The sequence below is a fragment of the Streptomyces sp. NPDC002643 genome (assembly GCF_053592555.1).
In genome coordinates this window covers 100,290-118,322 of the sequence record NZ_JBSFVY010000008.1, presented here as the reverse complement: position 1 = coordinate 118,322, position 18,033 = coordinate 100,290, and the positions used below count along the sequence as shown (strand labels likewise).

Here is an 18,033-nt window from a genome sequence, read left to right as displayed (position 1 = left end):
CTAGAAGTACCCCTCGCGCTTACGGTCTTCCATCGCGGCCTCCGACAGCTTGTCGTCGGCGCGGGTCGCACCCCGCTCGGTCAGCCGGGACGCGGCGATCTCGGTGATGACCTGGTCCAGCGTCACCGCGTCGGAGTCGACGGCACCGGTGCAGGACATGTCACCGACGGTCCGGTAGCGGATGAGCCGCTTCTCGACACTCTCGCCGTCCTTCGGGCCGCCCCACTCGCCCGCGGTCAGCCACATACCGGCGCGCAGGAACACATCACGCTCGTGCGCGAAGTAGATCTCCGGCAGCTCGATGCCCTCGCGGGCGATGTACTGCCACACGTCCAGCTCGGTCCAGTTGGAGAGCGGGAACACGCGGACGTGCTCGCCGGGGGCGTGCCGGCCGTTGTACAGGTTCCACAGCTCGGGGCGCTGACGGCGCGGGTCCCACTGCGAGAACTCGTCCCGGAGCGAGAACACCCGCTCCTTGGCACGGGCCTTCTCCTCGTCCCGGCGACCACCGCCGAAGACCGCGTCGAACTTCTCCGACTGGATCTTCTCGGTGAGCGGGAGGGTCTGGAGAGGGTTACGGGTCCCGTCCGGACGCTCCTTCAGCACACCCCGGTCGATGTAGTCCTGCACGGAGGCGACATGCAGCCGCAGGCCGTGCTTGGCCACCGTGCGGTCGCGGTACTCGATGACCTCGGGGAAGTTGTGGCCCGTGTCCACGTGCAGCAGCGAGAAGGGGATCGCCGCCGGGGCGAACGCCTTCAGCGCCAGGTGCAGCATGACGATGGAGTCCTTGCCGCCGGAGAAGAGAATCACCGGCCGCTCGAACTCGCCCGCCACCTCACGGAAGATATGGACCGCCTCGGACTCCAGGGCGTCCAGATGGGAGAGGGAGTACGGGGTGGTCGTCCCGGGGACGGACGCGACGGTCGTCGTCATGCCAGACCCCTCTCCGTGAGCAGCTTGTGGACCAGCGCCGCCGACTCCTGAACCGTCTGGTCCTGCGACTCGATCCGCAGATCCGGGTCGGCCGGAGCCTCGTACGGGTCGTCGACCCCGGTCAGCCCGGAGATCTCACCGGCGGCCTGCTTGGCGTACAGCCCCTTCACATCGCGTACGGAGCACACCTCGACCGGCGTGGCCACATGCACCTCGACGTAGGCGGTGCCGCTCGCGTCGTGGCGCTTGCGCACCGCCTCACGGCTGTCGGCGTAGGGCGCGATCACCGGCACCAGCGCCTTGACGCCGTTACGGGCGAGCATGTCGGCGAGGAAGCCGATGCGCTGCACATTGGTGTGCCGGTCGCCGCGGCTGAAGCCGAGGTCGGCGGTGAGGAACTCACGGATCTCGTCGCCGTCGAGCACCTCGACGAGGTGGCCTTCCTCGCGCAGTCGGCCCGCGAGCTCGTACGCGATGGTGGTCTTGCCGGCGCTCGGCAGACCCGTGAGCCAGACGGTGGCTCCGGTCGTCACTTGGTTCTCCTGGTTCGTCACAGGCACAGTGATGGCGGTCACAGGTGCAGTCCGCACTCGGTCTTGGCACGGCCCGCCCAGCGGCCGGCGCGCACGTCCTCGCCCGGGGCCACCCGTCGGGTGCAGGGGGCACAGCCCACGGACGTGTAACCGTCCATGAGCAGGGGGTTGGTGAGCACTCCGTGCTCGGCGACGTAGGCGTCCACGTCGTCCTGCGTCCAACGCGCTATCGGGGAGATCTTCACCTTGCCACGCTTCTCGTCCCAGCCCACCACCGGGGTGTTCGCCCGGGACTCGGAGTCGTCGCGGCGCAGGCCGGTCGCCCATGCGTCGAACCGGGTCAGGCCCTGTTCGAGCGGCTTGACCTTGCGCAGGAAGCAGCACAGGTCCGGGTCGCGGTCATGCAGCTTGGGACCGTACTCGGCATCCTGCTCGGCGACCGTCTGACGCGGTGTGATCGTGATCACGTTCACATCCATCACGGCCTCGACCGCGTCACGGGTGCCGATCGTCTCGGGGAAGTGGTAGCCGGTGTCGAGGAACACCACGTCCACGCCGGGCCGGGCCCGGGAGGCGAGATGGGCCACCACGGCGTCCTCCATGGAGGAGGTCACGCAGAAACGCTTGCCGAAGGTGTCCACGGCCCACTGGAGGATCTCAAGGGCCGAGGCGTCTTCGAGGTCCCGGCCGGCCTGCTCGGCGAGCGCCTTGAGCCTCGCGCGCTCGGCCGCCTCGGGGTCGTTCGGGTCGTTCTCCTCGCTCAGCGGCGCGGACGTATCGTCATCCGCCTGAACGGTCGTCATATGTGATCCCCTCCGCTGTCGGCTCGCTGAAGGCTCCTCTTTTCTTGGGTGTTCGCCTCCGGAGCGCCAAAGCCGGTGACGGGAGCCCGACCGTGCTCAGCCCCTCCTTCGTCGGGGCCTCCGCGCGCTCGGCCTCCCGTCACCGGCGCGCTCCTACGGCTCACACCCCGGGCCAGCAGCCCGAGGAACTTCAACTGGAAGGCTCGATTGCAGGCTCCGCATTCCCACGCGCCGTGTGCTTCTTCGTTCGGGCGCAGGTCCTCGTCACCGCAGTAGGGGCAGTAGAAGGGGGCCGCTCGCTCGCTCATGAGAGGGACTCCTCGCTGGCGCGGGCGACCCACGTGGCGAAGCGCTCGCCGTCCTCGCGCTCCTCCTGGAACCGCTTGAGCACCCGCTCGACATAGTCGGGCAGTTCCTCGGAGGTGACCTTCAGACCGCGCACCTTGCGACCGAACCCGGCCTCCAGACCGAGCGCGCCGCCGAGGTGCACCTGGAAGCCCTCGACCTGCTCGCCGGCGTCGTTCAGGACGAGCTGCCCCTTGAGACCGATGTCCGCCACCTGGATACGCGCACAGGCGTTCGGGCAGCCGTTGATGTTGATGGTGATCGGCTCGTCGAAGTCCGGGACACGGCGCTCCAGTTCATCGATCAGCGAGGCGCCGCGCGCCTTGGTCTCGACGATGGCGAGCTTGCAGTACTCGATCCCGGTACAGGCCATGGTGCCGCGCCGGAACGGGGACGGCTTGACCGTGAGGTCCAGCGCCTCCAGGCCCTCGACCAGCGAGTCGACCTGCTCCTCGGTGACATCGAGCACGATCATCTTCTGCTCGACGGTGGTACGGACCCGGCCCGAGCCATGGGCCTCGGCGAGGTCCGCGATCTTGGTGAGGGTGGTGCCGTCGACACGGCCGACGCGGGGCGCGAACCCGACGTAGTAGCGGCCGTCGTTCTGCCGGTGCACACCGACGTGGTCGCGCCACCGCTCCACCGGCTGGTCGGGGGCGGGCCCGTCGATCAGCTTGCGCCCCAGGTACTCGTCCTCCAGGACCTGGCGGAACTTCTCCGTACCCCAGTCGGCGAGCAGGAACTTCAGGCGGGCGCGGGTGCGCAGCCGCCGGTAGCCGTAGTCGCGGAAGATCGAGATGACACCCTCGTAGACGTCCGCGACCTCGTCCAGCGGGACCCAGGTGCCGAGGCGCTGCCCGATCTTGGGGTTGGTGGAGAGACCGCCGCCGACCCAGACGTCGAAGCCGGGGCCGTGCTCGGGGTGGCGGACACCGACGAACGCGATGTCGTTGATCTCGTGCGCCACGTCCAGCAGCGGGGAGCCGGAGATCGCGGACTTGAACTTGCGGGGCAGGTTCGAGAACGCCTTGTTGCCGATGATCCGGCGCTGGATCTCGTCCATCGCGGAGGTGCCGTCGATGATCTCGTCGGCGGCGATTCCGGCGACGGGCGAGCCGATGATCACACGGGGGGTGTCACCGCAGGCCTCGGTCGTCGACAGTCCGACGGCCTCCAGCCGCTCCCAGATCTCGGGCATGTCCTCGACCCGAATCCAGTGGTACTGGATGTTCTGCCGGTCGGTGATGTCGGCCGTGCCCCGGGCGAACTCCTGCGAGATCTCACCGATCACCCGCAGCTGCGCGGTGGTCAGCCGACCGCCGTCGATCCGCACCCGCAGCATGAAGTACTTGTCGTCCAGCTCCTCCGGCTCCAGGATCGCGGTCTTGCCGCCGTCGATCCCGGGCTTGCGCTGGGTGTAGAGACCCCACCAGCGCATCCGGCCGCGAAGGTCGTTGGGGTCGATCGAGTCGAAGCCGCGCTTCGAGTAGATCGTCTCAATGCGTGTCCGCACATTGAGACCGTCATCGTCCTTCTTGAACTGCTCGTTGCCGTTCAGCGGGGTGAAATGTCCGGCGGCCCACTGTCCTTCGCCACGGTGACGGCTCACCTTGCGGCGGGGCGTGGCGGAGTTCTGCGGGGTGGCGGCCATGGTGTGTACGTCCTTCGGGACAGGCGTGGAAGCTTGGCTCTGACCTGCGCATACGGGAGCCCCGGAGGGCGTACGTGCGGCTTGCGACGCGCGCGCTTCGTTGCGCGGGCTGAAACAGAAGGGGAGTGTGCGGCGCTGCTGCCCGGGGTCGTCGGACCCCTCGCGGCTGGGGCGTCAGCTCACCGGACAGATGGCGCTGGACATGCGGCCGAGGTCGACATGCCGCCGACTCACCAAGGCAATTCCAGTTCCAGACATGACGGAAGCGTGGCACGCCTCTTTAGACTCAGTCCACCGTCATCCATATGTCGGACAAGGTTGTCTCGTATCGCGAGACGGTGTGATGTGGGTCATGGGGTCGGCGTGACGCGGCTCATGGGGCGGGCGTCGCCATGGGCGCACCCGCTCCGGGCCACGGTCCGGGCGACACCACATCCGTCTCCTCCGTCACCTTCGTGTCGAACAGCTTGAACCCGCGCCGCTGGTAGTTCGCCATCGCGTGCTCGCCGTCACGCGTGCAGGTGTGCAGCCACACCCGCTTGGTCGGCGACAGCGACGGCCACCGCTCGGCGAGGTCCCAGGCGCGTGCCGTCCCGTACGACAGCAGATGCCCGCCGATGCGCCGCCCCCGGAACGCCGGGATCAGCCCGAAGTACCCGATCTCCACGACCCCCTCGTCCTGCGGCTCGAACTCCACATACCCGGCCGGCGTCCCCCGGTCGTAGGCGACCCAGGTCTCCACACCGGGCCGCGCCAGAAACTCCTGCCACCGGGCGTACGACCACGACAGCCGGTCCACCCATCGGATGTCCTGGCCGACGGAGGCGTACAGGAACCGGCTGAACTCGGGGGAGGGCACCTCGGAACGGACGACCCGGACGTCCCCGTCCGGGGCGGCGGCGGGAAGGAGGTCGCCCGGGGACGTCTGCTCCAGGGACCATGTGGTGACGGCGCTGCTGCTCATGGGGCCAGGGAATCATGAGGGGCCGGTGGGGGCCAAGGGCGAGCTGACCTTGGACGCGGCCGCGTGGGGGCGAAGGGAGCGTTCCGGCCGACCGTGCTGCCCGCCCCTCCTTCGCGGCCGTCAGTCCAGCGTGTCCTCGATGTCCGACAGCTTCACCGCGAACAGCACCCGCTCCGGGATGGGGTCGGTGAGCGTCCAGACCTCGCCGGTCTCCGGGGAGTAGGCGAGGGAGGCCGAGTCGTGCCCCCAGCAGGCGTGTGTCTTGAGGTCCGACTCGAAGCCCGGCTTGTCCGCCGCGCACTGGGCGGACTTCGCCCCGTCCTCGTCCTGCCGCCACAGCGTGCCCGGCCTGTCGGCGTCCTCGGCGGCCTGTGCGACGTACCACTCGCCCTTGTGGGAGAGGACACCCTCGACCCCGGCCGCCTCGGTCCGGTACGCCTCGGTGGCGTCGACGTACCCCTGGCGCCGGGAGTTGGTGAGCAGCCCGGCGCGCTCGGCGGTGGTGTCGAGGCCGTACCACCAGATCCGGGCGGGCTGCTCACGGCTCGGCTCGACGTGCTCGCTCGCGACGAGACCGGGCGTCCCGGACGTGCGGTCGAGGGAGAGCGAACCGAAGCACGGCACACCGTCGCTGTCGCGTGCGTCACAGCCACGGCCGGAGGCGGGGCTGTAGGAGGCGACGGCCGGCAGGGCGTAGCGGTAGTGGTGGGCCGACCAGCCGTCGTCGACCTCGCCGATGGCGGGGCTGTCGGTGACGTCGGCGCGCAGGAAGCGGGACAGGTCGAAGACGTAGAGGGAGTCGTCCCGTTTGTCGGCGGCGTCCGTGCCCCGCGCGGTGACGATCAGCTTGTCCTCGTACCAGGCCATGCCGCCGAGCCGGGCGCGCAGCCCTTCGAAGTTCTTGCCGTCCGCCGTGGGGACGACGAGGAGTACCCAGCGGTAGGTCGGGCTCGCCGTATCACGGGCGTCGACGAAGGCGACGCGGGTCAGCCCCCGGTCGTCGGCGCCGTGGCCGTCCGTGGCGCTCGCGGTGGTGGCGGTGGTGCCGTCGGTGGCCGTGTCATCGCCGAGGGAGGGGCTCTCGACGCCGGTGTGGGTCCAACCGGACACGATGACCTGGTTGTTCCGGGAGGTGGTGACGGAACGGGGCGCCCACTTGTCATTGACGGCGTCGGCGGACTCCCAGCAGTAGGCCCGGGAGGCCGTGGGAGCGACGGGGAGGTTGGCCTTCTCGGTGGCGAAGCAGTCGTTCTCGGAGCGCATCGCGTGGTTCGCGCTGCGCAGCACCTCGTCGAGGCCGACCGCGCCGCCCGTCTCGGCGGCCAGCGTGTCCAGGGCGGTGGTGTCGGTGAGGGTCTCACGGAGCTGGAGCCCGCGCAGATCACCGGCCGAGGAGAGGGCCGACAGCGCGCCCGGTGTGTCCCCTCCCGCCGCCTGCGAGGTGCTGATGAGCGTGGCCGCCGCCGTGAGCGCCAGCGCGGTCCCCGCCAGGGAGGCGCGCAGCGCACGCCCTCGTCTGCGTCGACGGTGCCTGCCGCGGTGCTTCATCACAACCAACCTCCCAGGGTGGCGCCGACCAACTGCCCACCGGGATCACGATCTTGACGGCGGGGCAGATGGGGCAGCCTGCGACCGATGCTACGTCAGCGCGCACCGTGCCACCCCGCTGACTCGTCAATTACAGGGAGATCCCTCACCTCGGAGCCACGCTCCGTTCACCGAAGGGGGCTCTGTGCGCCGAAGGGGGGCTCCGTTCACGGGGGAGGAAGGAGGGCGTCGCGGGAGAAGGCGGTGGGGACGTCCTCGTGGGTGCGGAGTGCCGCGGCGGCGAGCCGATGGCCGAGGCGCAGTCCGTCGGCGGTGGTGCGGTGTTCGAGGAGTGCCGCGAGACAGCCGGCGGCGAAGGCGTCACCGGCTCCGACGCGTTCGACGACCTGACCTGCGGGGGTCGGTACGAAGGTCACCTCGCCGTCGGTGCCGTACGCCGTCGCCCCGTGCCCGGCGTCCTTGACGACCAACGCCGGTCCGGGGCCCAGCAGATCGCGTACCTCCGCGGCGGTGCGGGTGCCCCACAGGGACTCGGCCTCGTCGCGTCCGACGAACACGAGGTCGGCGCCGCGCGCCAACTCCAGCAGAACGGGCGCCGCTTCACCCGGCCGGTGCCGCCACAGGGCCGGGCGGTGGTTGACGTCGAAGGAGATGAGCGGCCCGGGGGCGGCCCGGCGGCTCACGAGGTCGGTGACCAGCTCGGCGCAACTGTCCGACAGGGCGGGGGTGATGCCGGACAGATGCAGCACACGGGCCCGTCGGAGCAGCGGGAGCTTCGCCAGGCCGGGGCCCATGGCGGCCGCCGCCGAGTCCCGGCGGTAGTAGTACGTGCCGGTGCCGTCGGGGCCGGGGTCCTTGAAGTAGACGCCGGTGGGCCGCTCGGGGTCCGTCTCGACGGCTGAGACGTCGACCCCTCGGCCGGTCAGGTCGTCGAGGACGCGCCGGCCGAGCGGGTCGTCGCCCACCCGTCCCAGCCAGGCGGTGCGATGTCCCAGGGCCACCAGGGCGCAGGCCACATTGGACTCCGCGCCGCCCACGGTGAGCGTGAGCGTCTTCTGACGGGCGAGGGGGCGGGCGTCCGACGGGCCGAGCACGGCCATGGTCTCGCCGACGCACACCACGTCCGGCCGGGGACCGCTCACCTGTCCCGTCACGGGTTCCGCCGCACGTTCCGCCGCGCGTCCGGCCCCGCGTCCGGCCGCGCCTCCCGTTCCGTGTCCCCTCACGTGTCCAGGACCCGGTGCAGGAACTGCTGGGTGCGCTGTTCGGCGGGGCTGCCGAAGACCTGCTCGGGCGGGCCCTGTTCGAGGACCACACCGCCGTCCATGAACACCACGCGGTCGGCGGTGTCCTTGGCGAAGCGCATCTCATGGGTGACGACGACCATGGTCATCCCGTCCTCCGCGAGCGACCGCATGACTCCGGTGACCTCGCCGACCAGCTCCGGGTCGAGGGCGGACGTCGGCTCGTCGAAGAACATGATCGCCGGGTCCATGGCCAACGCGCGGGCGATGGCGACGCGTTGCTGCTGGCCGCCGGAGAGCTGCGCCGGGTACGAGTCGGCCTTGTCGGCGAGCCCGACCCGTTCCAGAGCGGCCCGGCCGCGCTCCTCCGCCTCCGTACGGGAGAGTTTGCGCACCTTCAGCAGGGCGAGGGTGACATTGCCGAGCGCGGTCCTGTGGGGGAAGAGGTTGAACTGCTGGAAGACCATGCCGACATGCCCGAAGATCTCCGGGGCCCGCTTGCGGTCGTGCAGGGGGACGCCGCCCACCCACACCTCGCCGCCGTCGGCCCGCTCCAGGTCGCACATGATGCGCAGCAGGGTGCTCTTGCCGGAGCCGCTGGCCCCGATCAGGACGACGACCTCACCGGGCTCCACCTCGATGTCGACGCCCCTCAGGACCTCCAGATCGCCGAACCGCTTGTGCACGCCGGACAGGGAGATCCGCGAACCGGTCACCGCCTTCTGCTGCGCGGCGGGGTCGGTGATCATCATGCGGTGACAGCCTTTCGCTCCATGTGCCGCACGAGCAGCGACAGCGGATAGCAGATGACGAAGTAGAGGGCGGCGACGGCGATGTAGGAGGTCGCCGGGTCGCCCACGCGGTCGATGACGGCCTGCCCCTGGCGGACCAGTTCGACATAGCCGATGACGACGGCGATGGAGGTGTCCTTGATCAGGGAGAGGTACTGGCCGACCAGCGGCGGAAGGACGATCGCGCGGGTCTGCGGCAGGATCACGCTCACGAAGGTGCGGACCCGGGTCAGCCCCAGCACCCGCGCCGCCTCCCACTGCCCGCGCGGCACCGCCTCGATACCGGCCCGGAAGATCTCCGCGATATAGGCGCCCTGGTAGAGGGTGAGCGCGAGCAGGGCCGCGCCGAAGATGGTGATGCCGAACCCGCTCAGATAGGCCGCGCCGAAGTAGATGAACAGCATCTGGATCAGCAGCGGGGTGCCCCGGAAGACCTCCAGATAGGCACGGGCCAGCTGGGTGACGACGGGGACGCGGCTGGAGCGGATCGCGGCGACGACCAGCCCGAGGAGGGTGCCGGTGGCGATCGCGGCGAGCGACAGCAGCACGGTGGCCCACAACCCGGAGACATACAGCTCACGGTTGGACCAGATGACCGACCAGTCCATCGGCTCAGGCCTCCTTCCGGACGGGGCCCTGCACGGGACCGACGGGACCTATGGGGTCTGCGGGACCAGCCGGACCCGCGGGACCGGTGGGACGGACCCGCAGCAGACGGCGTACGGCGCTCAGTGGGCCGGGCGGCGCGGTGGGCCGCAGCGGCGGCTTGAACGCGACCCGCCCGATCAGCCCGGCCACGAGGACGACCGCGTTGGTGAGGATCAGATAGAGCACGGCGGCGATCCCGAAGACCTGCACGGTCAGCAGGGTGCGGGAGTTGATGACCATGGCCGTGCCGGTCAGTTCGGGCACGGAGATGGCGGACAGCAGCGAGGAGCCCAGGATGATCTGGACCAGCTGGTTCACGACCGCCGGGTAGACATTGCGCAGGGCCTGCGGCAGTACGACATGGGCGAAGGTGCGGGCGGGGCCGAGGGCCAGGACGCGGGCGGCCTCGCGCTGGCCGCGCGGTACGGCCTGGATGCCGGCCCGGAAGATCTCGGTGAGGTACGCGCCGACGTTGACGCCGAGCGCGAGCACGCCCGCCTGCACGGGGCTCAGCCTGAGTCCGGCGGACGGCAGCGCGAAGTAGGCGACGAACATCTGCAGCAGTACCGGGGTGTTGCGGATGACCTCGACATAGACCGCGGCGGGGGCGCGCAGCACCCAGTGGCGGGACCTGCGGGCCAGGGCGCCCAGCAGACCGAGGACGAAGGCGAGCGCGAAGGCCTCCAGGGAGAGTTTCAGCGACAGCCAGGCGGCGTCGAGATAGGTGGGCCAGTCCCGGAGGGCGTAGCTCCAGTCGACGAACATGGGACTCCTCCACGGGCGGCGGCGGGGGCGGCCGCCGCCCGACCGGGGCTCAGTAGGACGGGGTGAGCGGGTAGACGCGGTCCACGCCGAACCACTTCTTGTAGAGGGCGTCGGCCTGTCCGGAGGTGTTGAACTCCCGCAGCCAGGTGTTGACCCACTGCAGCCAGGTGGCATCGCCCTGCGGGAGGCCGATGGCGTTGTACTCCAGCGGCACCACGGAGTCCTTGGTGACCTTGAGGGAGGAGTCCGACTTGGCCTGGAAGTTGAGGAAGTTGGAGTCCTCGACCATGGCGTCGGCCTGGCCCTGCTTGACCGCGAGGACGGCGGCGGCGGAGGTGTCGTACTCCTGGATCTCCGCCTCGGGGTTGCCCGCCTTGACGGCGTCGCCGTTGGTGGAGCCCTTGGTGACGGCGACCGTCTTGCCGGAGAGGTCGTCGAGCGTGGAGATGCCGCTGTCCTTCTTCACCAGCATCACCTCGCCCGCGACGATGTAGGGGTCGCTGAAGGAGACCTGCTTGGCCCGCTCGGCGGTGGTGGTGAAGTTGCAGACCACCGCGTCGACCTTCTTGGTCTGCAGGTTGGGGATGCGGTTGGCGGAGGTCGTGTCGACGATCTTGACCTTGACGCCGAGGGCCTCGGCCATCGCGGTGGCGACGTCGACGTCGAAGCCCTGCGGCTTGTTGTCCTTGTCCATCGAGCCGAACGGCGGGAACGTCAGACAGCTCGCGACGTTCAGCGTGCCGCGCTTGATGACGCTCTGGAGCGTCGAGGACTGCTGGTCGGCGGTCGAGGTGGTGGCGCTGGTCGAGGTGCACGCGGAAAGCGCTGCGACGGCGGTCACACCGATACAAATCGCCATCAGATTGCGAGTACCGTGACGAAATCTCATCACAAGCATTCCCTTCCGGGAGGGTTTGGGAGGGATGTTTTGCAGTGCAGAACACCGTTTCGCATTGCGTTGCGCAGAAGCTAGCCCGGCGCCCGATCCTCGTCAACGGCGGATTTCAATATGTAACATTCCATTTTGCAATGCAGTATGTTAGGGTGCGCTCCGTGACCCCTGACACTCCCGGCACCCCCGATGCCCCCGAGCCCCGACGGAACTCCTCCTCGTCCCTGCGGCGAGCGCTGAGCATCCTGATGTATCTCGCGGCGGACGACAGCCACCCCCACGGCACCTCGCTCACCGACCTCGCCACCGGTCTGAGCATGAGCAAGAGCACCGTGCTGCGCCTGATCGCCCCCCTGCGCGCGGAACGGCTCGTGGACCAGGACCCGGAGAGCGGCCACTACCGCCTCGGCCCCCAGAACGCCCTGCTCGGCCAGCTCTACCTGGAACGCCTCGACATCCGCCGCACGGCCTCCCCGCTGCTGCACCAACTCGCCCAGGACGTACGCGAAGCGGTCCACCTCGTCAGCTTCGACATGCCCGAGATCGTCTACATCGACAAGGTCGAGAGCCCCCAAGCCGTACGGATGCACTCCCGCGTCGGCGGACGCCAGCCCGCCTACTGCACCGCCACCGGCAAGGCCTTCCTCGCCCACGCCCCCGAGGACGTCCTCGACGCGGTGATGGCGGCCGGTATGCCCGCCCGCACCCCCGCCACCCTCACCTCACCCGAGGAACTCCACGCCGAACTCGCCCGCATCCGCGAACGCGGCTACGCCGTCGACGACGTGGAGAACGAACGCGACATCCGCTGCGTGGCCGCCCCCGCCTTCAACCACAGCGGAACCGTCGTCACCGCCGTGAGCATCTCCGGCCCCGCCTCCCGGGTCACCCACGACCGCCTCGCGGAGATCGGACGCCAGGTCATCGCGACGGCCCAGGCCCTCACCGACCGTCTGGGCGGAACCGCTCCGACGCCCCGCTGAGCCCCCTGGTCCGCACCACCCCCGGCGCCACCGAGTGCGGCAGCAGGTCCAACGGGCTCTCCGGCAGCAGCACTTCCACATCGGCCCGCTCCGTGAACCGGTACGGGCGATGATCCAGGAAGGGGCCCAGATAGCGGCGTACACGGGACATCTCGGCGCGGACGGTGACCGTACGCGCCGGGTCGCCGAACATGTCGTCGGCCAGCGCCGAGGCGCTGCGGCCCGAGCGGTGCAGGGCGAGGAGATACAGCAACTCCGCGTGACGCGGGGTGAGTTCATGCGTCCAGGACCCCGCGCTCCCGGAGACGGCGACCGTCCAGCGACGCGGCAGGGAGACATCGAGGGTGATGCGGGTGGCGGTCGGGGCGGGCGCCGCATCCGCGGAGGGACGTATCAGCCAGCCCCCGGGGAGGGGCTCGACCGTGCACAGACCCAGCGCCGGAAGCCAACAGCGGCCCGGGGCCGGCGACTTGGGCAGCGCCACACGGTTCGCGTACGGCATACCGGTGACCGCCGCCGTCCAGCCGTCCCTGTCCACGGCCAGCGCGCGCCCGGTCAGGCGGGCCAGCACCGGCGCCGCCACCGCCCGCAGTTGCTCCAACGAGGTCAGATGCAGCTCGCGCAGATGGGCCTGGGCGAGTTTGGCGACCGAGTCGACCAGCGCCAGAGTGGAGGGATGCAGCGTCTCCAACGGGCCGCTGATGTCCACCGCGCCCAGCAGCGTGCCATCGCGCGGGTCCGTGATGGGGGCGCCGGTACAGGTCCAGGAGTGCAGGGTGCGCACGAAGTGCTCGGCGGAGAAGACCTGGACGGGACGACGGGACACCAACGGCGTACCCACACCGTTCGTGCCGACGACCTCCTCACGCCAGTCCGCACCGATACCGAGCCCCTGACCGTCCGCCTTGCGGAGCACCCCCGCACTGCCCTCCCGCCACAGCACCCTGGCATCCGCGTCCGCCACCATCATGATGTGCCGGGTGGTGTCCGCCAGGGACAGCAACCCCTCGCGCAGCACCGGCAGTACATGCCTCAGCCGGGACGTCTGACGGCGGCGCTCCACCTCCTCCTGGCTGAGCAGATCGGAACGGAAGTCGTGGTCCGGGTCGATACCGCTGTGCAGCATACGGCCCCAGGACTCCCGGATCGCCGGACGCGGAGCGGGTTTCGGACCCCGGCCGGCGAGCGCCGAGGCGCGCATCTCGCCGAGCAGCCGCGCCGCCCGCGCGGCGTCCGTGGTGGTGAGCCGCGTGATTTCCCTCGACGAGTGCGGCACTCGTTCCTCCCTGCAGAACCGTCCCTTCCGGGCCCCTGTCGGCCGTGGAAAGTCCGGACCCGCGTTGACCGGTGTTGACTGCGGGCTTCAGAGTCTGCCGCTCTTCGGCCACGGAGGGCCACACTCCGGCCACAGAGCGGAGACCGGTTGCAACCCCCTGCAACTCTGGCGAACGGCCCTCGGCTCCTTGAAACTTGTTCAGCGCCGTCCAGTACGGCGCGAGCGCTCCGTTCCCAGGGGCCAGGGATGCGGAGGTGGTGCCGTGTCGGCGCAGCACCACCTCCGTACCGCACCACCCGAAAGAGGTCGCCCCGGCCGGCAAGGCGGCGATTCGGCCATACGGAGGTCGGCTCAAAACACCGCTCAAGCGACCGGACGGGCCCGCTCCACCACCGACGCCAGGTCCAGCCCATGGGGGAGAGTCCCGAACGTCGTACCCCAGTCACCGCCCAGCCGCGACGCGCAGAACGCGTCGGCCACGGCCGGCGGCGCGTACTGGACCATGAGGGAGCCCTGGAGGACGAGGGCCATGCGCTCGGCCAAGCGGCGGGCGCGGGCCTCGATACCGTCCAGGTCGGCGAGATCGGTGAGCAGGTTCTTGATCGCGCCGTCCAGACGGTGATCGGCGCCCCGGGCCTTGCCGACTTCCCGCAAGTACGCGTCGAACGCCTGCGGTTCGCGTCGCAGGGCACGCAGCACATCGAGGGCCTGGATGTTCCCGGCGCCTTCCCAGATGGAGTTGAGCGGCGACTCGCGCAACAGCCGGGGCATACCGGAGTCCTCGACGTAGCCGTTGCCGCCGAGGCATTCGGAGGCTTCGGTGATGGTGGGGGTGCAGCGTTTGGTGATCAGGTATTTGGCCAGGGGGATGGCGAGGCGCAAAAACGAACGTTCGTTTTCGGATGCGGGCCGGAATGAACGTTCGTTTTCGGCAGCCGGGCCGTCGGCGGCGGCACCTGATGCGGCGGGCCGCGAAAGCGAACGTTCGTTTTCCGGCCCCGACCAAAGCGAACCTTCGTTTTCGCCCCCCGCCGCCACCCGCATGGCCAGCACCGTCGCCGCCTCCGACTCCACCGCCAGATCGGCCAGCACATTGCGCATCAGCGGCTTGTCGATCAGCTTGCCGCCGAAGGCCTCGCGGTACGCGCAGTGGTGTACGGCCTGGGCCACCGCCTGTCGCATCAGGCCGGCCGCGCCCAGCGCGCAGTCCACCCGGGTCGCGGACACCATCTCGATGATCGTCCGCACTCCCTGGCCCTCGTCCCCGACCCGGCGGGCCCAGGTGTCGTCGAACTCGACCTCGGCGGAGGCGTTCGACCGATTGCCCAGCTTGTCCTTGAGGCGCTGGATGCGGAACACGTTCCGGGTGCCGTCGGCCAGCACACGCGGCACCAGAAAACACGTCAGCCCACCCGGTGCCCGCGCCAGCACCAGGAAGGCGTCCGACATCGGCGCCGAGCAGAACCACTTGTGCCCCGTGAGCAGGTATGTGCCGTCCTCCGCGAGCGGTCGTGCCTCGGTCCTGTTGGCCCGTACGTCGCTGCCGCCCTGCTTCTCCGTCATGCCCATCCCGAAGAGCACGCCGGCCTTCTCGGCGGCCGGGCGCAGCCCGAGGTCGTACATGGTGGACGTCAGCCGGGGCTCCCACTCGGCGGCGAGGGCCGGGTCGGTGCGCAGGGCGGGGACGGCGGCGTGGGTCATGGACAGGGGGCAGCAGGTGCCGGCGTCGACCTGGTTCCAGATGAGGAAGGCGGCGGCGCGGCGTACCTGTCCGCCGGGGCGGGCCCAGGCGGCGGTGAGGCCGGCCGAGACGCCCTTGCCGAGCAGCCGGTGCCAGGAGGGATGGAAGTCGACTTCGTCGATCCGGTTGCCGTAACGGTCGTGGGTGCGCAGCTTCGGCGGGTTCTCGTCGGCGAGCCTGGCCCACCCCTGCACCTGGACCGATCCGGCCGAGCGGCCCAGTGCCGACAACTCCGCGCGCGCCTCGTCCAGCAGTTCCGGCGCCAGATGCCGTTCGACCGCCTCGGTCAGGGCCCGGTCGCTGTCGAACACGTCGTACCCCACCAGGGGTGGAGCCTGATTGGTCACTTCGTGAGTGCTGCCTGCCATGTCTGACATCCTCCCTCTTCCGGGGAGGGGAGGGCTTCTTCCCGCCGGGACGACCGTGACGCCGATCGGCCGATCGGCCGATCGCTGATCGCCGCTCTGCCGTCGGCGTCGCACGGCCCGGTCATGCTTCGCCGGTGCGGGGCAGAGGAGCCGTTGACGGTGTCGGGGCCGCGCGTGCGAAACGACGCACGCAAGGGGTTTCGACGTACCGGTAGAGCCACCAGGCGAGTACCTGGCAGACGCCCATCACGCCCAGGAGCAGCAGGGTTCCGGTCCACCAGGCGAAGCGGTGATCGGCTCCGACCATGGTCCGGGCGACGATGAGTACGGGGTAGTGGATCAGGTAGAGGGCGAAGGAGGAGTTGCCGAGGGCGGTCATGAGGGGGCTCCGGAGCCGTCGGCCGCGCCCCGCGAGGTCGGCGGTGGCCAGGGTGGGGATCACGAGCGCCATGGGAATGGCCGTCGCCGCGCCGAACAGATAGGCGGCCGGCAGGAACGGCGTGCACAGGAGGACGCAGACCGGCAGTACGGCCACCTTCCTGAAGGGCAGGTCGGGCCACTGCCCTGTCCGCACGAGCCGGGCCAGGACGATGCCCAGCGCGAACTCCAGCAGACGTACCGGGGGAAAGACGTAGACGAGCCACAACTGCGCGTCGGAGAGGGGGACCACCATGTCCGCGTCGGGTCCCCGCATCAGATGGGTCGAGGCGGGTGCGAGCACGATCAGAGCGGCGACTGCGCCCGCCCATGGCCGCAGACGGTGCCGGGGGATTCTCCGGAAGACGGGCAGCAGCAAGGGAAAGACGAGGTAGAAGAAGGCCTCGCAGGAGATCGACCAGCTCACGACATTGACGCTGAGGGCGTAGTCCAGTCGTGGCACCCAGGTCTGCAGCAGAAACAGGTTGGCGATCGCCTTGTCGGACGGGATGTCCGCCGTGGCGCCGAGGACGGGTGAGGCGGTGCCGGCGGTGAGCAGGAAGACGACGGTGACGGCCCATGTGACGACGTGGTTCGGCAGGATCTTCACCGCGCGGCGCCGCCAGAACGCGCGGGCATGGTCCCCGGGCCGCGCGGACCAGGTCAGCACGAATCCGCTGAGGACGAAGAAGGACGACACCGCCGTCGCCGCGAGGGGAACGGTCAGTGCCATGGGGTCGTTCAGCGGGTCGGAGTCGAACACCTGGGCGGCGTAGAAGGCATGGCAGAAGAGGACCATGAAGGCCAGGGGGAAGCGGTAGCCGGTCAGGGAGGGCAGACGGCTGTCGACCGTGGGGGCGGGATCTGGGGCAGCGACGGTCATCACCAGGCCAGGTCAGGAGGGTGCGGTCTACGGCTCGTTCGCATACGGCGAAGTGGATTTGGAACGGTTCAAACAGGGTGGAACCGTCGCCGTGCCGGGGCGCCGCCCCTTGCCGGGGCGCCGCCCCTTGCCGGGGCGCCGCCCCTTGACGGGGCGGGCCCCTCGCTCGTGGGTCCGGGTCGGGGTCTCAGAGGGTCTCAGACGGGCGCCGCCAGCTCGCCCGTGCCGAGTTCGCCCGTGCTGCCCAGTTCTTCGCTACCCAGGAATGCCTCCCCGTACTGCTCCAGGGCCCAGCCGGGCCGGTAGATGGTGTCCAGGTAGCGTTCGCCGAGGTCGGGGGCGATGGCCACGGCGGTGATGTCGGTGTTGCCGTCGTGGGTCAGCCAGTCGACGGCGCCGCTGACGACCGTGCCGGTGGAGCCCCCGAAGAGGAAGCCGCGCCGGGCCAGCAGATGGCAGGCCCGTACGGTGTCGGCCTCCTCGACGCGGACCACGTCGTCCACGTACGACGCGTCGAGCAGCGGCGGGGTGACGCTGGTGCCCAGGCCCGGGATGATCCGGCGGCCCGGAACCCCGCCGAAGGCCACCGAGCCCACACTGTCCACCGCCACGATCCGCACCCGCCGCCGGTGCTCCCAGAACCACTGGGCGCAGCCCATCAGCGTCCCCGAGGTGCCGACCCCCACGAACAGCACGTCGAGACGCGGGAACTGCCGGGCGACGGCGGGCGCGGTGGTGCGGTAGTGCGCCCGCCAGTTGGCCTGGTTGGTGTACTGGTCGAGCCAGACGTACCGCTCGTCGGCGGCGCACAGCGCGCGGACGTACGCGAGCCGCGCGCCGAGGAAGCCGCCGATCGGGTCCGGTTCGGTGATGATGTGCACCCGGCTGCCCAGCGCCTCCATCAGGTGCTCGGCCGCCGGGTTGCAGCGGGCGTCGGTCACGCACAGGAACCGGTAGCCCCGGCTCGCCGCGATCATGCTCAGCGCCACGCCGAGATTGCCGGACGAGGACTCGACGAGGGTCGAGCCCGGCCGGAGCCGTCCGTCCCGTTCGGCGGCCCGCACCATCTCGGTCGCGGCCTTGAGTTTGATCGAGCCGGCGAAGTTGAAACCCTCGCACTTCAGGAAGAGCTTGTGGCCGACGACCGGTCGCAGGTCGACGTACAGCTCCTCCTCGTTGAAGTCCGTGGGAACGGATATGACTGGCACTGCGGCCCCCCTGGTTGTGCAAAGTGCGACTGCGTCC

The 18,033-nt window shown here is 70.0% G+C and carries 17 protein-coding genes; 1 reads left to right on the top strand and 16 read right to left on the bottom strand.

Annotated features, from left to right (window positions below; translation table 11 throughout):
* The 12 genes from cysD to ACWD4G_RS14430 all read right to left on the bottom strand — a co-directional run bounded on the left by cysD (nucleotide 1) and on the right by ACWD4G_RS14430 (nucleotide 11,087).
* Nucleotides 1–936 (bottom strand): sulfate adenylyltransferase subunit CysD, encoded by a 936-nt coding sequence (gene cysD / locus ACWD4G_RS14485; RefSeq protein ID WP_451293057.1) that lies wholly within the window; start codon nucleotides 934–936, stop codon nucleotides 1–3.
* On the bottom strand, nucleotides 933–1,469 hold the full coding sequence (gene cysC / locus ACWD4G_RS14480) for an adenylyl-sulfate kinase (RefSeq protein WP_451293055.1): 537 nt from the start codon (nucleotides 1,467–1,469) through the stop codon (nucleotides 933–935). The genes cysD and cysC overlap by 4 nt, the downstream gene beginning before the upstream one ends.
* Nucleotides 1,470–1,507: 38 nt before the next feature.
* A complete protein-coding gene (locus ACWD4G_RS14475; RefSeq protein ID WP_451293053.1) occupies nucleotides 1,508–2,272 on the bottom strand; it encodes a phosphoadenylyl-sulfate reductase in 765 nt (254 codons plus the stop codon).
* Between the two features lie 304 nt (nucleotides 2,273–2,576).
* Nucleotides 2,577–4,268 (bottom strand): nitrite/sulfite reductase, encoded by a 1,692-nt coding sequence (locus ACWD4G_RS14470; RefSeq protein WP_451293051.1) that lies wholly within the window; start codon nucleotides 4,266–4,268, stop codon nucleotides 2,577–2,579.
* A 174-nt stretch (nucleotides 4,269–4,442) separates the two neighbouring features.
* Entirely contained in the window at nucleotides 4,443–4,526 is an 84-nt protein-coding gene (locus ACWD4G_RS14465) for a putative leader peptide (protein ID WP_309474722.1), read from the bottom strand.
* Nucleotides 4,527–4,641: 115 nt separating this feature from the next.
* Nucleotides 4,642–5,232, bottom strand: a complete 591-nt coding sequence (locus ACWD4G_RS14460; protein WP_451293049.1) for a GNAT family N-acetyltransferase — start codon at nucleotides 5,230–5,232, stop codon at nucleotides 4,642–4,644.
* Nucleotides 5,233–5,352: 120 nt separating this feature from the next.
* On the bottom strand, nucleotides 5,353–6,780 hold the full coding sequence (locus tag ACWD4G_RS14455) for a hypothetical protein (RefSeq protein ID WP_451293047.1): 1,428 nt from the start codon (nucleotides 6,778–6,780) through the stop codon (nucleotides 5,353–5,355).
* A 206-nt stretch (nucleotides 6,781–6,986) separates the two neighbouring features.
* On the bottom strand, nucleotides 6,987–7,934 hold the full coding sequence (locus ACWD4G_RS14450; protein WP_451293045.1) for a sugar kinase: 948 nt from the start codon (nucleotides 7,932–7,934) through the stop codon (nucleotides 6,987–6,989).
* A gap of 68 nt (nucleotides 7,935–8,002) precedes the next feature.
* The gene (locus tag ACWD4G_RS14445) at nucleotides 8,003–8,773 is read right to left on the bottom strand and encodes an amino acid ABC transporter ATP-binding protein (protein WP_451293434.1); all 771 of its coding nucleotides are present in this window, start codon (nucleotides 8,771–8,773) and stop codon (nucleotides 8,003–8,005) included.
* On the bottom strand, nucleotides 8,773–9,423 hold the full coding sequence (locus tag ACWD4G_RS14440) for an amino acid ABC transporter permease (RefSeq protein ID WP_451293043.1): 651 nt from the start codon (nucleotides 9,421–9,423) through the stop codon (nucleotides 8,773–8,775). The genes ACWD4G_RS14445 and ACWD4G_RS14440 overlap by 1 nt, the downstream gene beginning before the upstream one ends.
* A 4-nt stretch (nucleotides 9,424–9,427) precedes the next feature.
* Nucleotides 9,428–10,228 (bottom strand): ABC transporter permease subunit, encoded by an 801-nt coding sequence (locus ACWD4G_RS14435; RefSeq protein ID WP_451293041.1) that lies wholly within the window; start codon nucleotides 10,226–10,228, stop codon nucleotides 9,428–9,430.
* 49 nt (nucleotides 10,229–10,277) lie between these two features.
* The gene (locus ACWD4G_RS14430; protein WP_451293039.1) at nucleotides 10,278–11,087 is read right to left on the bottom strand and encodes an ABC transporter substrate-binding protein; all 810 of its coding nucleotides are present in this window, start codon (nucleotides 11,085–11,087) and stop codon (nucleotides 10,278–10,280) included.
* A gap of 194 nt (nucleotides 11,088–11,281) precedes the next feature.
* Here ACWD4G_RS14430 and ACWD4G_RS14425 point away from each other — a divergent pair, with 194 nt between their 5' ends.
* Nucleotides 11,282–12,103, top strand: coding sequence for an IclR family transcriptional regulator (locus tag ACWD4G_RS14425; protein WP_451293037.1), 822 nt, complete (start codon nucleotides 11,282–11,284; stop codon nucleotides 12,101–12,103).
* On the opposite strand, the gene ACWD4G_RS14420 is transcribed toward ACWD4G_RS14425, so the two are convergent.
* The 4 genes from ACWD4G_RS14420 to sbnA all read right to left on the bottom strand — a co-directional run bounded on the left by ACWD4G_RS14420 (nucleotide 12,063) and on the right by sbnA (nucleotide 17,996).
* Nucleotides 12,063–13,379 (bottom strand): GAF domain-containing protein, encoded by a 1,317-nt coding sequence (locus ACWD4G_RS14420; protein ID WP_451293035.1) that lies wholly within the window; start codon nucleotides 13,377–13,379, stop codon nucleotides 12,063–12,065. The genes ACWD4G_RS14425 and ACWD4G_RS14420 overlap by 41 nt on opposite strands.
* A gap of 363 nt (nucleotides 13,380–13,742) precedes the next feature.
* Nucleotides 13,743–15,488 carry an acyl-CoA dehydrogenase family protein gene (locus ACWD4G_RS14415; RefSeq protein WP_451293033.1) on the bottom strand — a complete coding sequence of 582 codons (1,746 nt, stop codon included), beginning with the start codon at nucleotides 15,486–15,488 and terminating at the stop codon, nucleotides 13,743–13,745.
* A gap of 121 nt (nucleotides 15,489–15,609) precedes the next feature.
* The gene (locus ACWD4G_RS14410; protein WP_451293031.1) at nucleotides 15,610–16,788 is read right to left on the bottom strand and encodes an acyltransferase family protein; all 1,179 of its coding nucleotides are present in this window, start codon (nucleotides 16,786–16,788) and stop codon (nucleotides 15,610–15,612) included.
* 197 nt (nucleotides 16,789–16,985) lie between these two features.
* Nucleotides 16,986–17,996: a 2,3-diaminopropionate biosynthesis protein SbnA gene (sbnA, locus tag ACWD4G_RS14405; protein ID WP_451293029.1), complete on the bottom strand. Its 1,011-nt coding sequence runs from the start codon at nucleotides 17,994–17,996 to the stop codon at nucleotides 16,986–16,988.
* Nucleotides 17,997–18,033 lie beyond the last annotated feature (37 nt).

Coding starts and splice junctions, on each gene's coding strand:
- ACWD4G_RS14470 (WP_451293051.1), bottom strand. CDS start 4,268: ATGGCCGCCACCCCGCAGAACTCCGCCACGCCCCGCCGCAAGGTGAGC.
- ACWD4G_RS14475 (WP_451293053.1), bottom strand. CDS start 2,272: ATGACGACCGTTCAGGCGGATGACGATACGTCCGCGCCGCTGAGCGAG.
- ACWD4G_RS14440 (WP_451293043.1), bottom strand. CDS start 9,423: ATGGACTGGTCGGTCATCTGGTCCAACCGTGAGCTGTATGTCTCCGGG.
- cysD (WP_451293057.1), bottom strand. CDS start 936: ATGACGACGACCGTCGCGTCCGTCCCCGGGACGACCACCCCGTACTCC.
- ACWD4G_RS14410 (WP_451293031.1), bottom strand. CDS start 16,788: ATGACCGTCGCTGCCCCAGATCCCGCCCCCACGGTCGACAGCCGTCTG.
- ACWD4G_RS14465 (WP_309474722.1), bottom strand. CDS start 4,526: ATGTCTGGAACTGGAATTGCCTTGGTGAGTCGGCGGCATGTCGACCTC.
- ACWD4G_RS14430 (WP_451293039.1), bottom strand. CDS start 11,087: ATGGCGATTTGTATCGGTGTGACCGCCGTCGCAGCGCTTTCCGCGTGC.
- ACWD4G_RS14415 (WP_451293033.1), bottom strand. CDS start 15,488: ATGGCAGGCAGCACTCACGAAGTGACCAATCAGGCTCCACCCCTGGTG.
- ACWD4G_RS14460 (WP_451293049.1), bottom strand. CDS start 5,232: ATGAGCAGCAGCGCCGTCACCACATGGTCCCTGGAGCAGACGTCCCCG.
- ACWD4G_RS14445 (WP_451293434.1), bottom strand. CDS start 8,773: ATGATCACCGACCCCGCCGCGCAGCAGAAGGCGGTGACCGGTTCGCGG.
- ACWD4G_RS14435 (WP_451293041.1), bottom strand. CDS start 10,228: ATGTTCGTCGACTGGAGCTACGCCCTCCGGGACTGGCCCACCTATCTC.
- ACWD4G_RS14455 (WP_451293047.1), bottom strand. CDS start 6,780: ATGAAGCACCGCGGCAGGCACCGTCGACGCAGACGAGGGCGTGCGCTG.